This window comes from Ensifer sp. PDNC004 (assembly GCF_016919405.1).
In the GTDB taxonomy this organism is placed as follows: domain Bacteria; phylum Pseudomonadota; class Alphaproteobacteria; order Rhizobiales; family Rhizobiaceae; genus Ensifer.
Map to the genome: position 1 here is coordinate 1,603,735 of NZ_CP070352.1, position 13,766 is coordinate 1,617,500.

12 protein-coding genes (1 of these 12 running past the window's edge) are annotated in these 13,766 nt (G+C 63.2%); 7 read left to right on the forward strand and 5 right to left on the reverse strand.

Features of this window, described 5'->3' with window-relative positions; genetic code table 11:
• The first annotated feature begins 27 nt into the window (after positions 1 to 27).
• From JVX98_RS07100 to JVX98_RS07110, 3 genes are read left to right on the forward strand one after another with little or no spacing between them, the layout of a single operon-like run.
• Positions 28 to 627 (forward strand): hypothetical protein, encoded by a 600-nt coding sequence (locus tag JVX98_RS07100; RefSeq protein WP_205236299.1) that lies wholly within the window; start codon positions 28 to 30, stop codon positions 625 to 627.
• Entirely contained in the window at positions 627 to 1,217 is a 591-nt protein-coding gene (locus tag JVX98_RS07105; protein WP_205236300.1) for a hypothetical protein, read from the forward strand. Before JVX98_RS07100 ends, JVX98_RS07105 begins: the two co-directional genes overlap by 1 nt.
• Positions 1,218 to 1,228: 11 nt before the next feature.
• The gene (locus tag JVX98_RS07110) at positions 1,229 to 1,768 is read left to right on the forward strand and encodes a hypothetical protein (protein WP_205236301.1); all 540 of its coding nucleotides are present in this window, start codon (positions 1,229 to 1,231) and stop codon (positions 1,766 to 1,768) included.
• Here JVX98_RS07110 and JVX98_RS07115 read toward each other — a convergent pair.
• The 5 genes from JVX98_RS07115 to JVX98_RS07135 all read right to left on the reverse strand — a co-directional run bounded on the left by JVX98_RS07115 (position 1,749) and on the right by JVX98_RS07135 (position 9,141).
• Entirely contained in the window at positions 1,749 to 3,011 is a 1,263-nt protein-coding gene (locus JVX98_RS07115) for a hypothetical protein (RefSeq protein ID WP_205236302.1), read from the reverse strand. The genes JVX98_RS07110 and JVX98_RS07115 overlap by 20 nt on opposite strands.
• Before the next feature lie 80 nt (positions 3,012 to 3,091).
• Positions 3,092 to 5,230: a methylmalonyl-CoA mutase gene (scpA, locus tag JVX98_RS07120; protein ID WP_205236303.1), complete on the reverse strand. Its 2,139-nt coding sequence runs from the start codon at positions 5,228 to 5,230 to the stop codon at positions 3,092 to 3,094.
• A 40-nt stretch (positions 5,231 to 5,270) separates the two neighbouring features.
• Positions 5,271 to 7,274 carry an acetyl/propionyl/methylcrotonyl-CoA carboxylase subunit alpha gene (locus JVX98_RS07125; protein ID WP_205236304.1) on the reverse strand — a complete coding sequence of 668 codons (2,004 nt, stop codon included), beginning with the start codon at positions 7,272 to 7,274 and terminating at the stop codon, positions 5,271 to 5,273.
• Between the two features lie 32 nt (positions 7,275 to 7,306).
• Positions 7,307 to 7,597 carry a hypothetical protein gene (locus JVX98_RS07130; protein ID WP_246764822.1) on the reverse strand — a complete coding sequence of 97 codons (291 nt, stop codon included), beginning with the start codon at positions 7,595 to 7,597 and terminating at the stop codon, positions 7,307 to 7,309.
• Positions 7,598 to 7,608: 11 nt separating this feature from the next.
• A complete protein-coding gene (locus JVX98_RS07135) occupies positions 7,609 to 9,141 on the reverse strand; it encodes an acyl-CoA carboxylase subunit beta (protein WP_205236305.1) in 1,533 nt (510 codons plus the stop codon).
• A gap of 157 nt (positions 9,142 to 9,298) precedes the next feature.
• On the opposite strand from JVX98_RS07135, the gene JVX98_RS07140 reads away from it, so the two are divergent.
• From JVX98_RS07140 to mmsB, 4 genes are all read left to right on the forward strand, one after another.
• Positions 9,299 to 10,717 (forward strand): short-chain fatty acyl-CoA regulator family protein, encoded by a 1,419-nt coding sequence (locus tag JVX98_RS07140; protein ID WP_205236306.1) that lies wholly within the window; start codon positions 9,299 to 9,301, stop codon positions 10,715 to 10,717.
• Positions 10,718 to 10,914: 197 nt separating this feature from the next.
• Positions 10,915 to 12,057 (forward strand): isobutyryl-CoA dehydrogenase, encoded by a 1,143-nt coding sequence (locus JVX98_RS07145; RefSeq protein WP_205236307.1) that lies wholly within the window; start codon positions 10,915 to 10,917, stop codon positions 12,055 to 12,057.
• Between the two features lie 23 nt (positions 12,058 to 12,080).
• Positions 12,081 to 13,139: an enoyl-CoA hydratase/isomerase family protein gene (locus tag JVX98_RS07150; protein ID WP_205236308.1), complete on the forward strand. Its 1,059-nt coding sequence runs from the start codon at positions 12,081 to 12,083 to the stop codon at positions 13,137 to 13,139.
• 58 nt (positions 13,140 to 13,197) lie between these two features.
• On the forward strand, positions 13,198 to 13,766 hold the 5' portion of the coding sequence (gene mmsB, locus JVX98_RS07155) for a 3-hydroxyisobutyrate dehydrogenase (RefSeq protein ID WP_043625090.1). The gene runs 328 nt beyond the window's last position; only the first 569 of its 897 coding nucleotides appear in the window; its start codon is at positions 13,198 to 13,200; the stop codon falls past the right edge of the window.

The following is a 13,766-nucleotide window of genomic DNA, read 5'->3' on the forward strand; positions in this document are numbered from 1 at the left end:
AGCATCTGCTGGGTGGATGGAGGACATATGCCGATCGTACGGCGATCGAAGATCAGGCAGCGCCTGCTGATCATGCTTGTCACCGGCATCGGCGGCATGGCGGCGGCTGCGATTTCCTTTGCTTCGGCGGTTTATGATGCAGCCAATCCTGTTCCCGTGCCGGTCATCGGCAAAGGCCAGGCGGTCGATACGGGCCGGTGGCAAGTGACCATCAACGGCGCCCAGATGTCGTCTTTGCCGCCAACCGGCACGAAACCGTTCGAACCGAAGCGGTTCCTGCTGGTGGATCTCGAGGTCGACAACCGGTCCGTCGCCACCAGTAACGGCTTCATGAACCTGATCACGATCCAGGATGATGCCGCTCCGCTGCAGCCCAAGCCCACCTATTACCTGGCGCGGGACAAATGGATCGCCAGTGCGATCAATCCGAACATGCCGGAAAGACTGGTCGCGGCCTGGGAGTGGCCGGCGGACCGCCCGGAACCGCAGACGCTTTCGCTGGCGATCGGAAAACAGATCTACAAGCCGCGCGACAATCTTTATGGCGCGCCGAATTGGTTCGATGACGGTGAGGCTGCGGTCGTCGAACTGCCGATCACGCAGGCTGCGGAGACGACGGAGCAATGATGTCGGCATTCCGTACGCTGCTGCTTTGCGGCCTTGCGATCGCCGCGCTCTATACGATGCGAAACAGCACGCCCGGCTACGGCGACATCACCGCGCCGATCGCCATTCACGGTGCTGTCGGCGAGCGGGCGGAAACGCGCGACTTCGCCTTCGGCGCGGCCAACGTGCATCTGGCGCGCCAGCTCAAGGTCGAAAGTTTCGGGCGGGTCAAGGACTACTCCACATCCGGTGTCTGGCTGCTCATCGAGGGAGCGGCCGTTGCCAAGACGGAAACGATGACGTTGATGTCTGCGGAATGGCTGGCGGGCAATGGCCTGCGCTATGCGCTGAGCCAGCGGTTTTCGACCGTGCCGGGCTATCTGCCGACGGAGCGGCTCGAGCCCGGCCTGCCAAGGCCGGTGCTGCTTGCCTTCGAGCTACCCGAGGCGGCCGTCGACAAGGGCACGCTGCTCGTCGCACGCAGTCGTGTGTCGCCGCTCGCCGAGGAACTGTCCATTGCGCTCGGCGACAAGAAGCCGGCCGAGATCAAGTCGACCGTCACCATTGCGCGCAGCGGCAGCGGCGCGCCCTGGACGCTGGCCGGGCGCTGAGGGAGGCAGTCATGAGCGAGAAACGCACCTTCTGGACCTGCCTGCTGGCGCTGATTATCGCGCTGCCGGTCGCCTTCGTCGCCCGCGCATGGGACAGCCTTGTTGAGAGCCAATGGCTCGCCGGCGGCAGTGCGGAAATCGTCGTCGAAGATGGGGCAGCGCAGGCCTTCGCCGGCGGGCAATGGAAACTTATGGATATGCGGCGCCTGCCGCGCACCGACGATGCACGCGTCATTCTCGCCGAATTCGAGGCATCGTCGACCGATCTCGCCGCCTTGTCGAAGGGCGCCTGCCGCGTCCGGCTGATCGACGGCAAGGGACGTCAGTTCGAACCGGTCACCCTGACCGAGCCGATCGTGCGAAAGATGTATCCGGAAGTGGCCGAGCGTCCGCGCTGCAGTGTCCTGGCCTTTGCCGATGCCAAGGCCGGCACGGCCGTCCGCATGGCCGAGAGCTTCATCGTTCCGGCGGAGGCGCGGGACCTTTCGCTCCGGATCGAATATCCAGGCGCCAGTGACGAGACGCTGGTGTTCAAGTGGACGCGTAGTTGATCTCTGCCTTATCGGCCTGACGGGAAACGGCATGTTCGAGCATCGCTGCCAAGAGGGTGATGCGCAGGGCATCGAGCACGATGCCGCCGTTGAGATCGCTGGGACTGCCGATGATAAGGCTCAAGGCATCGAAAACGAGCCGCCAGCTTGCAAGATCAACCACGTCCAGCGTCCGTGTCGCTGCGTACCAGGTCCAGGCGCCAAGCCAGGTAATGGCATTGTAGGCGACGATGAAGGCGAAAAGTGCCGCCAGCCCCGAGCCGAGCGTCAGCTTCAGGCAGGTCCAGATCGGCGCATAACGGGAGCGATAATCGCTGACGAAGTGGTCGAGAAAATCGGCGACCCATTTGCGTAGCGTGCGGGCGCGGCGCGGCTTTGCCGATGCAGGGCGAGTGCGCTGTGTTGCGCTCGAAAGCTCGTAGCCGTTGATGATGGCCGCCATGACCAGCCAGATGACCGGAAGGAGCGCATAGAAGAACAGGCCCGTCGCCTCGTTGCTCCAGTCAGGCTTTCTCAGTTCCACCGGCACGAAGGTCTCGGCGGCGTACGCAATGCCGGTGAAGGCGAAGCCGTTCATGCTCAAAAGCTTGCCGGCGCCAAGCCAGGTGATTACCTGGTCCTTCCAGACCGACAGGCCGTAGAGACCGATGAAGATCCAGCTGGCATCTGCGGCCACGATCAGCAGACGCCAGAGGGGCGCTTCGCTCCGCTTGCTCATGCGTTTTGCGCCCCAGCGCAACAGCCAGCAGAGCGCGATTGACACGAGAACGCCGCGCGATCCCAGAATATCGAAGAAGTTGGCTTTTTCGCCGAAAGCCACGGCAGCAAGTGCCGACCGCGAATATTCGCGCACGGTATCGCCGAGAAAACCCCAGGCGGCGTAGTAGGCAAAGAACGGCAGCAGGGCAGCGGCGGTGACGGCGAGCAGCCTGCGCTCGGCCTTCGGCGCCTTTGTCTCGACAGGCGCTGCCGCCGGTTGCTGGCGGAGCGCTTCGAGTGCCGGCAAGCCTGGTCGAAGGACCATGAACATCAGCACGATGACGACGAGCTTCGCCAGCACGACGAGGGAGAGCGTGACCATGCCACCGAGCGGATGCTGCATCCCGATCCAGACCGCTGCCCGCATCAGGAGATCGTGCGCGATCGCGCCGCAGGCGCCGATCAGCAGGAGCTGCGGCCAGAAGCGGGCGAAGAGGCGCGCCATCAGGGCAAAGGGTCCGAACACTTCGGCGATCGACGTCATGGCGTCACCATAGTTGCGTCGGTCGGTAACGACAACCGCTTGGGGCGAACGGAGAGACAATGCCTCCGTATCGCCCGGCATCAGATGTTGCGGCGCTTGCCCTCGATCAGGTCGAGCACCGCGCGGGCCGCATCGAGCACGTTGGTGCCGGGACCGAAGACCGCGGAGACACCATTCTCCATCAGGTAGTCATAGTCCTGGCGCGGGATGACGCCGCCGCAGATGACGATGACATCCTCGCCACCGCGCTTCTTCAGCGCTTCGGCCAACTGCGGCATCAGCGTCTTGTGGCCGGCCGCAAGCGAAGAGACGCCGATGACGTTGACCTTGCTCGCAAGCGCCATGTCGGCGGCTTCCTCCGGCGTCTGAAACAGCGGCCCGGCAAGCACGTCGAAACCGATGTCGCCGAAGGCGGATGCGATCACCTTGGCGCCGCGATCATGGCCGTCCTGGCCGAGCTTGGCGACCATGATCTTCGGCTTGCGGCCGAGTTTCGCCGAGACTTCGTCGAGACGCCCGGACAGCACTTCGAGTTCCGGCTCGCCCTCGTAGGCTTTTCCGTAGATCTTGCTGACAACCTTGGGGGTGGCGGCGTGGTCGCCAAAGGCGCCGCGCATCGCATCGGAGATTTCGCCGACGGTGGCGCGCGCCCGCGCCGCTTCGACGGCGGCCGCGAGTAGATTGCCTTCGCCGCTCAATGCGACCTTTGAAACCGCGGCAAGCGTCTCTTTCACCTTCGCGCAGTCACGCCGCCGCTTGGTCTCCTCGATGCGGCGGATCTGTGCGGCGCGCACGGCGCTGTTGTCGATCTCCAGAATGTCGATCGGCTCTTCGTTGTCGAGCCGGTACTTGTTGACCCCGACGATGATCTCCTCGCCCTTGTCGACGGCGGCCTGGCGGCGCGTTGCTGCCTCTTCGATCAGTCGCTTCGGCAGGCCGGCGTTGACCGCACGGGTCATGCCGCCCATCGCTTCGACCTCCTCGATCAGCGCCCAGGCCTTTTCGGCGAGTTCGTTGGTCAGGCTTTCGACGTAGTAGGAGCCGGCGAGCGGATCGACGACCTTGGTGACACCGGTCTCGTGCTGCAGGATCAACTGCGTGTTGCGGGCGATGCGCGCGGAAAACTCCGTCGGCAGCGCGATCGCTTCATCGAAGGAATTGGTATGCAGCGATTGCGTGCCGCCGAGGGCCGCCGACATTGCCTCAAACGCGGTGCGGATGATGTTATTGTAGGGATCCTGCTCCTGCAGCGAGACGCCCGATGTCTGGCAATGGGTGCGCAGCATCAGCGATGACGGCTTCTTCGGCTCGAACTCCTGCATGATCCGGGTCCAGAGCAGGCGCGCCGCCCGAAGCTTCGCCGCCTCCATGAAGAAATTCATGCCGATCGCAAAGAAGAAGGAAAGCCGGCCGGCGAATTCATCGACGTTCAGCCCCTTGGCAAGGGCGGCGCGCACATATTCGCGCCCGTCGGCAAGCGTGAAGGCGAGCTCCTGCACCAGCGTCGCCCCGGCTTCCTGCATGTGATAACCGGAGATCGAGATCGAGTTGAACTTCGGCATCTCCTTCGCCGTATACTCGATGATATCGGCGACGATGCGCATCGAGGGTTCCGGCGGGTAGATGTAGGTGTTGCGGACCATGAACTCCTTCAGGATGTCGTTCTGGATGGTCCCCGAGAGCTTGTCGCGCGAAACGCCCTGTTCCTCGCCGGCAACGATGAAGGAGGCGAGGATCGGAATGACCGCGCCGTTCATGGTCATCGACACTGACATCTCGTCGAGCGGAATGCCGTCGAACAGGATTTTCATGTCCTCGACCGAGTCGATCGCAACCCCTGCCTTGCCGACATCGCCTTCGACGCGCGGATGATCGCTGTCGTAGCCGCGGTGGGTCGCAAGGTCGAAGGCGACGGAAAGGCCCTTTTGTCCGGCCGCGAGATTCTTCCGATAGAAGGCGTTCGAAGCTTCGGCCGTGGAGAATCCGGCATATTGGCGGATCGTCCAGGGACGCCCGGCATACATGGTCGCGCGCGGGCCGCGCACGAACGGCTCGAAGCCCGGTAGTGACGCGAGATGATCGATACCGTCGAGGTCATCAGCCGTATAGAGCGGTTTCACCGCGATGCCTTCTGGCGTCTGCCAGGTGAGGCTTTCCGGCGCTGCCTTAAGTTCACGCTCCGCGAGCGTTTCCCAGTCCTTGATGGTTTTTTCGGTCATCGGATGTTCTCCCGGGTGATGGCGTCGACGGCGCTCGCCATCATTCGAATTCCATGATCAGTTCGTCGACCGCGAGGCTGGCGCCGGCTGTGACCGCCACGCGCTTGACCACGGCCTTCTTTTCGGCGCGCAGGATGTTTTCCATCTTCATCGCCTCAACCACGGCAAGCGCCTGTCCAGCCTCGACCGTATCGCCGGCCTTGACCGTGACCGAGGTGATCACACCCGGCATCGGGCAGAGCAGCATGCGCGACGTATCCGGCGGCAGCTTCTTCGGCATCAGCCGCGCCAGCTCCGCAACCCGCGGGCTTCTGACGTGCGTAACGACGTCGATGCCGCGCCAGCGGAGCCGGATGGCGGTTCCGACCGGATCGACTTTGACGCTCAGGGGTTCATTGTCGATGTTGAAGGTGGCAAGGGTGCGACCAGGCACCCAGTCTCCGGCGATGGTAACCAAGCTGCCATCGGCAAATCGGACGAAGGCGCCGTCGGCGGATGACCCTGCCGTTACCGCGAAGGCGTGATCGCCGAGGGTGACCACCCAGTCATGGCCGACGACGCGGCGGTGATTGCCGATCGTCCCGGAAATCTGGCTGGCGCGCTCTTGCAGGTCCTGATTGACCGAAACCGCGACGGCGGCAAGCTTGCGCAGCGCCGGCGCTTCCGCCGCAACGCCATGGAAGCCGTCGGCGAATTCTTCCGCGATGTAGGCGGTCGTCAGCCGACCTTCTCTAAAACGCTGCTGCTGCATGACGGCCGACAGGAACGGCAGGTTATGGCCGATGCCTTCGACTTCAAACTGATCGAGCGCGTCGGCCATGGCCTCGACTGCCGTCTGCCGGTCCGGTCCCCAGGTGCAGAGCTTGGCGATCATCGGGTCGTAGAACATCGAGATTTCACCGCCCTCGAAAACGCCGGTGTCGTTGCGCGTCACAGTGCCGTTGTCGCTTGCGCCCTCGACCGGGGGACGATAGCGCGTCAGCCGGCCGATTGACGGCAGGAAGTTGCGATAGGGGTCTTCGGCATAGAGCCGGCTTTCGATCGCCCAGCCGTTGAGCTTCACGTCGTCCTGGCCAAAGGCGAGTTTTTCGCCGGCGGCAACCCGGATCATCTGCTCGACGAGATCGAGCCCGGTGATGAGTTCGGTCACCGGATGTTCCACCTGCAGGCGGGTGTTCATTTCAAGGAAGTAGAAGTTGCGCTTGCCGTCGACGATGAATTCCACGGTGCCGGCCGAGTGGTAGCCGACGGCCTTGGCAAGCGCGACCGCCTGCTCACCCATGGCCTTGCGGGTCTCGGCGTCTAGGAAGGGCGAGGGGGCCTCTTCGATGACCTTTTGGTTGCGACGCTGGATCGAGCATTCGCGCTCGCCGAGGTAGAGCGTATTACCGTGCTTGTCACCGAGCACCTGTATCTCGATATGGCGCGGCTCGGTCACGAATTTTTCGATGAAGATGCGATCGTCGCCAAAGGCGTTCTTCGCCTCGTTCTTCGACGACTGGAAGCCCTCGCGCGCCTCCTGGTCGTTCCAGGCGATGCGCATGCCCTTGCCGCCGCCGCCGGCCGATGCCTTGATCATCACGGGATAGCCGATCGAACCGGCAATCCGCACGGCCTCGTCGGCATCCTCGATCAGGCCCATGTGGCCCGGAACCGTGGAGACACCCGCTTCGGCCGCGAGCTTCTTCGAGGTGATCTTGTCGCCCATCGCCTGGATCGCGCCAACCGGCGGGCCAATGAAGGCAACGCCTTCCCTTTCCAGCGCTTGCGCAAAGGCGGCGTTTTCGGAGAGGAAGCCATAGCCCGGATGAACGGCATCGGCGCCGGTCTTGCGGATAGCGTCGATGATCTTGTCGATAACGATATAGGACTGCGCCGAGGGCGACGGGCCGATATGCACGGCCTCGTCGGCCATGCGCACATGCATCGCATCGCGGTCGGCGTCGGAATAGACGGCAACGGTCGCGATGCCGAGCTTCTTTGCGGTCTTGATGACGCGGCAGGCGATTTCACCACGGTTGGCGATGAGGATTTTCTTGAACATCTGTTTCTCTTTCAAATCCTGAGGGCTGCGCGTCAGCGTTTGAACTTGCGGCGATAGGGCAAAAGCGCGATCGAGGATGCCGCTGCAGCGCCACCGAAAAGCAGCGCGAAGGGCACGACGACCATGAGGGTGGCAAGCACCGGGCTGGTCGAGCGAGCGATGTGCGTGCCGACCGCGCCGATATTGAGCCAGATCAGTGCGCCAGCCGTGATTGCTCCGATTGCAACGCCGATCAGCGCGTTGACGGTCATGTAGCGCAGCATCTGCCAGTGGTCGCGTCGGGCTTCTTCCGGCGTCATCACGCGCTCCGGCTCCCGTTCCATCATCGCCTCCATCAGAGCGGGATCGTGTCGTGCTTGCGCCAGCGGACATCGACCTGCTTGTTGCGCAAGGATGCGAAGGCACGAGCAATGCGGCGACGCGACGAATGCGGCATGATCACCTCGTCGATGAAACCACGCTCTGCCGCCACGAACGGATTGGCGAAGCGCTCCTCGTATTCCTTCGTGCGCGCCGCGATTTTCTCGGCGTCGCCGAGCTCGGAGCGATAGAGGATTTCGGTCGCGCCCTTGGCGCCCATCACGGCGATCTCGGCGGTCGGCCAGGCATAATTGACATCGGCGCCGATGTGCTTGGAGGCCATGACGTCATAGGCGCCGCCATAGGCTTTCCGCGTGATCAGCGTCACCATGGGCACGGTCGCCTGGCTATAGGCGAAGAGCAGCTTGGCGCCGTGCTTGATGACGCCGCCATATTCCTGTGCGGTGCCGGGCAGGAAGCCGGGCACGTCGACCAGCGTCAGGATCGGGATCGAGAAGGCATCGCAGAAGCGCACGAACCGCGCGGCCTTGCGCGAGCTGTCGATATCGAGGCAGCCGGCAAGCACCATCGGCTGGTTGGCAACAACACCGACCGTCTGGCCTTCCATGCGGATGAAGCCGGTAATGATGTTCTTGGCGAAGCTCTGCTGCAACTCGAAGAAATCTCCCTCGTCGGCAAGCGCCAGGATCAGCTCCTTCATGTCGTAGGGCTTGGTGGCGCTATCGGGGATCAGGCTGTCCAAACGCATTTCGAGCCGCGCCGGGTCATCGTGGAAGGGACGGACCGGCGGTTTCTCTCGGTTGTTGAGGGGCAGGAAATCGAAGAGCAGGCGCACATGCTCAAGCGTTTCGATGTCGTTCTCATAGGCCGCGTCGGCGACGGAAGACTTTTTCGTGTGGGTGCTCGCACCGCCGAGTTCTTCGGCCGTGACGATCTCGTTGGTCACGGTCTTTACGACGTCGGGCCCGGTCACGAACATGTAGGAACTGTCCCGGACCATGAAGATGAAGTCGGTCATGGCAGGCGAATAGACGGCGCCGCCGGCGCAAGGCCCCATGATGACCGAGATCTGCGGAATGACGCCCGAGGCCTCGGCATTGCGGCGGAAGACCTCGGCATAGCCGGCCAGCGACGCCACGCCTTCCTGGATGCGGGCGCCACCGCTATCGTTGAGGCCGATGACCGGCGCGCCGTTGCGCACGGCCATATCCATGATCTTGCAGATCTTCTGCGCATGCGTTTCCGAAAGCGAGCCACCGAGCACCGTGAAGTCCTGGGAAAAGACATAGACCTGGCGGCCGTTGATTGTGCCCCAGCCGGTGACGACGCCGTCGCCCGCGACCTTCTGGCCTTCCATGCCGAAGTCGACGCAACGGTGCGTGACATACATGTCGTACTCTTCAAAGGAGCCTTCATCGAGCAAGACCTCGATGCGTTCGCGCGCGGTCAGCTTGCCCTTGCCGTGCTGGGCGTCGATCCGCCGCTGGCCGCCGCCGGCTCTTGCTTCCGCCCGGCGGGCTTCGACCTGTTCTAGTATGGCGCGCATGGTGCCCTCCCGATTTTTTGATGCCCGGTTTTTTCAATGATTGTGCAGAGGCGCTTCGACCTTCGCAATAGCGTCGAAGGTTGGATGGAAAAACGTCCCTTCATGTGCAAATGTGAAATAGAGAAATTTGTGAAACGTAAATTGCAAAGTTGCAAATATGGCGATCGGCAAGCTCTATATCGGCCGCAAGGTCCGGGAAATGCGGGAAGCAAACAAGGCGACACAGGGCCAGTTCGCTGAACGCATCGGCATTTCCACCAGCTATCTCAACCAGATCGAGAACAATCAGCGTCCGGTTTCGGCGGCGGTTTTGCTGGCGCTTGCCGAAAAATTCCAGATCGATATTGCCGAACTTTCGACTGGAGAGGGCGATCGCCTGCTTTCGGCGCTCTCGGAGGCGCTCAGCGACCCCTTGTTCGAGACCTATTCGGCCAGCCTGCAAGAGCTGAAGCTCGTCGCCCAGAACGCACCGGGGCTGGCGCATGCGCTGATCACCTGCCACCAGGCCTATCGTCGCAACAGCGAACAGCTTGCAAGCATCGACGACACCATCGGCCGCGGCGGCCCTTTCGTCGAAACCACGCCTTATGAGGAAGTGCGCGACTTCTTTCATTTCGTCGACAACTATATCCACGAGATCGATATGCTCGCGGAGCGGCTGGCGAGTGAACTCGGGCTCGGCGAAGGCGACAATCACGCGGCGCTGGCAAGCCACCTGGAGCAACGCCATGGCGTCCGTGTCGTCCGCGGTGCCGCCGGCGACGATGCCATCCGTCGCTTCGATCCGCGCGCCCGCATCCTGACCCTCAACCCCTATGCCCCGCCCGCGACGCGCGATTTTCAGATCGCGCTGCAGATCGCTCAGCTTCATGCCCGGGAGGAGATCGACCGGGTGGCCGGCAGCGCCGGTTTCCGCACCGAAGAGGCCTATGAGATCTGTCGCATCGGCCTGCAGAACTATTTTGCCGGTGCACTGATCCTGCCCTACCAGGCGTTCTTAAGGGCCGCCCGCGACCTGAGACACGATATCGAGCTGCTCGCTGCCCGCTTCGGCGCCTCATTGGAGCAGGTCTGCCATCGCCTCTCGACCCTGCAGCGTCCGGGGCAGAAGGGCATCCCGATCTTCTTCGCCCGCATCGATCGCGCCGGCAACATCACCAAGCGCCATAGCGCCGCCAAGCTGCAATTCGCGCGCTTCGGTGCCGCCTGTCCGCTCTGGAACGTGCACCAGGCTTTCGAGACGCCGGGCCGCATTATCAGGCAACTGGCCGAAACGCCCGATGGCGTTCGCTATCTCTGTCTCGCCACCCAGATCACCAAGGGTGGCGGCGGTTTCCGCGCCGCACAGCCGCGTTATGCTCTGGCGCTCGGCTGCGAGGTCTCCTACGCCGACGCCTTCGTCTATGCCGACGACGTGGATCTCGGCAACCGCGCCGCCTTCGACCCGATCGGCATTTCCTGCCGTATCTGCGAACGGACGAAATGCGCGAGCCGCGCTGTACCGCCCTTGAAGCGTCGCCTGATCGTGGATCATGACTTACGTGGCGCTCTGCCGTATCGTCTAAGCGAGAGTTGATCGGGGCTGTCTGTTCATTTTTGAACAGACCCTGTGAGAAGTTGCATCTGGGCCTAGCGGAAAGTTGGTGTAACTAGACCTCAATTGCCTGCAGCGACGCGCGTCCTCTGAGACGCTTAAAGGTCGCTGTAGCGCTTTGAGTCACTGCAGGTTTAAAGGAAATCTGCAGCCGGTATGCGGTCAGGGAGGACATGCATATGGAATTTCGCCTGTCGGAGGAACAGGAGGCCATTCGTCAGATGGCGCTCGATTTCGCCCGCGACGAGATCGCCCCTCACGCGATCGACTGGGATCAGCAGAAGCATTTTCCGGTCGACACGCTGCGCGGTGCCGCAGCGCTCGGCATGGCCGGCATCTACGTTCGTGACGATGTCGGCGGCACGGGCCTCACGCGCCTCGACGCTGCGATCATCATCGAAGCCTTGGCGACCGGCTGCCCGGCCGTCGCCTCCTTCATGTCGATCCACAACATGTGCGCCGGCATGATCGACCGCTACGGTAGCGACGAGCAGCGCCAGCGGCTGCTGCCGAAGCTTTTGACGATGGACGTGCTCGCAAGCTACTGCCTGACCGAGCCCGGGTCCGGTTCGGACGCGGCCGCGCTGAAGACCAAGGCGGTCAAGGACGGCGACAGCTATGTCCTGACCGGCCAGAAGCAGTTCATCTCCGGCGCCGGCGAATCCGGTCTCTACGTGATCATGGCCAGAACTGGCGAGGACGGCCCCAAGGGCATCTCGACCTTCATCGTCGAGAAGGACGCGCCCGGCCTGACTTTCGGTGCCAACGAAAAGAAGATGGGCTGGCACGTGCAGCCGACCCGCGCCGTCATGCTCGACGGCGTGCGCGTATCCGCTGAAAATCGCCTCGGCGGCGAAGGCGACGGCTTCAAGATCGCCATGGGCGGGCTCGATGGTGGCCGCCTGAACATCGCGGCCGCCTCGCTTGGCGGTGCTCAATCCGCCTTCGAAAAGGCGCTGGCCTACGTTCAGGAGCGTCGCGCCTTCGGCAAGGCGATCGGCGAATTCCAGGCCCTGCAGTTCCGGCTCGCCGATATGGCGACCGATCTCGAAATCGCCCGCACCTTCCTCTGGCGCGCCGCCTCGGCGCTCGATGCCGGTGATCCGGAAGCGACGAAACTCTGCGCCATGGCCAAGCGCTTCGTCACCGACCGCTGCTTCGCCGTCGCCAACGACGCGCTGCAGCTTCATGGCGGCTACGGTTATCTCGCAGATTATGGCGTCGAGAAGATTGTCAGGGACCTCCGGGTGCACCAGATCCTTGAGGGCACCAACGAGATCATGCGCCTCATCGTTGCGCGTTCGCTTATCGGCCGGAAGTAGGCCAGAAACGGGAAAGACCGCTCATGGAAATGCAGACGCCAGCACCGGAAGTGATCGTCGAGCGCCAGGGCGCGATCGGTCGGATCCGTCTGAACCGCACGCGCGCGCTCAACAGCCTCAACGTGCCGATGATCCGGTTGATCGCTGAAGCGCTGACCGCATTCGAAAACGACCCGGCAATGGCCGCCGTGCTTGTGACCGGTGAGGGCGAGCGCGGGCTCTGTGCCGGCGGCGATATCCGCATGATCTATGAGAGCGGCCGCGAGCGCCCGGAGGAGGGCGCCCAGTTCTGGCGCGAGGAGTTCGTCGTCAACAGCCGGATCTCCAGCTACCGCAAGCCTTACATCGCCATCATGGACGGCATCGTCATGGGCGGCGGCGTCGGGATTTCCGCCCATGGCGGCCATCGCATCGTCACCGAGCGCACCCGGCTTGCCATGCCCGAAACTGGCATCGGTTACTTCCCGGATGTCGGGGCCACCTGGCTCTTGCCGAAGGCGCCCGGCGAGTTCGGCACCTATCTCGGTCTCACCGGCCGGGATATCGTTGCGGCCGACGCGATCCATGCGCGGCTCGCGGACAGTTTTGTCGCTGCGGACAAGCTGGAGGCCTTGATCGCTGATCTCGCCGCACTCGCGCCGAGCGCGGGCAGCGCGGCTGTCGACGGCGTGATTGCCAAGCATGCTTCGCAAGCGCCGGCAACGCCGCTTCAAGGCCATCTTGCCCTGATCGACCGTTGCTTTGCCTTCGATACGATCGAAGAGATTCTCGCGGCGCTCGAAGCCGATGGTTCTGATTTCGCCAGAGAAACGCTTGCGCTCCTGAACTCCCGTTCCGCGCTCAGCATGAAGCTGACCCTCGATCTCCTGCGCGCCGGCCGCCGCAGCGCATCGCTGAACGAATGCCTGGAGCGGGAGTATTCCGCGACGCTCGGCATGCTCGGCAATCCCGATTTCTACGAGGGCGTGCGCGCCGCGGTGATCGACAAGGACCGCAATCCGAAATGGTCGGTTAGGCTCTCCGATGTCACGCCGGCCCTGCTGTCGCGCTTCGACGGGAAGGATCATCCACCACTGTTTTAGCGCCTGAGGACGGGGCGCGGTTCGGCTTCGGCCGAGTTTCAATGCGAGGAGGAATGCCATGACGAAGATCGCCTTTATCGGGCTCGGCAATATGGGCGGTCCGATGGCCGCCAATCTGGTGAAGGCGGGCCATGCGGTCACGGGCTTCGACCTGTCGGAAGCCTCGCGCAACGCCGCGGCGAAGACCGGCGTTTCCGTCGCGGGCTCGATTGCACATGCGGTGCGCGGCGCCGAATGCGTCATCACCATGCTCCCGGCCGGCGCCCATGTCCTCTACGTCTGGGATGAGCTTCTCGGTTTCGTCGATCCGGGCACGCTGCTGATCGACAGTTCGACGATCGACGTCGATAGCGCCCGCAAGGCGCATGCGCTCTCAGAAAAGATCGGCTGCCCCTCGCTCGACGCGCCGGTTTCCGGTGGCACCGGCGGTGCTTCGGCTGGCACTTTGACCTTCATGGTCGGTGGTAGCGACGAGGCTTTTTCGCGCGGCAAGCCGCTGCTCGACGCCATGGGCAAGAAGATCGTCCATTGCGGCGGTGTCGGTGCGGGCCAAGCGGCAAAGATCTGCAACAACATGATCCTCGGCATTTCCATGGCCGGTGTCTGTGAGGCTTTCGTGCTGGCGGA

Excerpts from the sequence above, each read along its gene's own strand:
- JVX98_RS07100 (WP_205236299.1), top strand. The coding sequence starts at position 28 with ATGCCGATCGTACGGCGATCGAAGATCAGGCAGCGCCTGCTGATCATG.
- JVX98_RS07105 (WP_205236300.1), top strand. The coding sequence starts at position 627 with ATGTCGGCATTCCGTACGCTGCTGCTTTGCGGCCTTGCGATCGCCGCG.
- JVX98_RS07110 (WP_205236301.1), top strand. The coding sequence starts at position 1,229 with ATGAGCGAGAAACGCACCTTCTGGACCTGCCTGCTGGCGCTGATTATC.
- JVX98_RS07115 (WP_205236302.1), bottom strand. The coding sequence starts at position 3,011 with ATGACGTCGATCGCCGAAGTGTTCGGACCCTTTGCCCTGATGGCGCGC.
- scpA (WP_205236303.1), bottom strand. The coding sequence starts at position 5,230 with ATGACCGAAAAAACCATCAAGGACTGGGAAACGCTCGCGGAGCGTGAA.
- JVX98_RS07125 (WP_205236304.1), bottom strand. The coding sequence starts at position 7,274 with ATGTTCAAGAAAATCCTCATCGCCAACCGTGGTGAAATCGCCTGCCGC.
- JVX98_RS07130 (WP_246764822.1), bottom strand. The coding sequence starts at position 7,597 with ATGGAACGGGAGCCGGAGCGCGTGATGACGCCGGAAGAAGCCCGACGC.
- JVX98_RS07135 (WP_205236305.1), bottom strand. The coding sequence starts at position 9,141 with ATGCGCGCCATACTAGAACAGGTCGAAGCCCGCCGGGCGGAAGCAAGA.
- JVX98_RS07140 (WP_205236306.1), top strand. The coding sequence starts at position 9,299 with ATGGCGATCGGCAAGCTCTATATCGGCCGCAAGGTCCGGGAAATGCGG.
- JVX98_RS07145 (WP_205236307.1), top strand. The coding sequence starts at position 10,915 with ATGGAATTTCGCCTGTCGGAGGAACAGGAGGCCATTCGTCAGATGGCG.
- JVX98_RS07150 (WP_205236308.1), top strand. The coding sequence starts at position 12,081 with ATGGAAATGCAGACGCCAGCACCGGAAGTGATCGTCGAGCGCCAGGGC.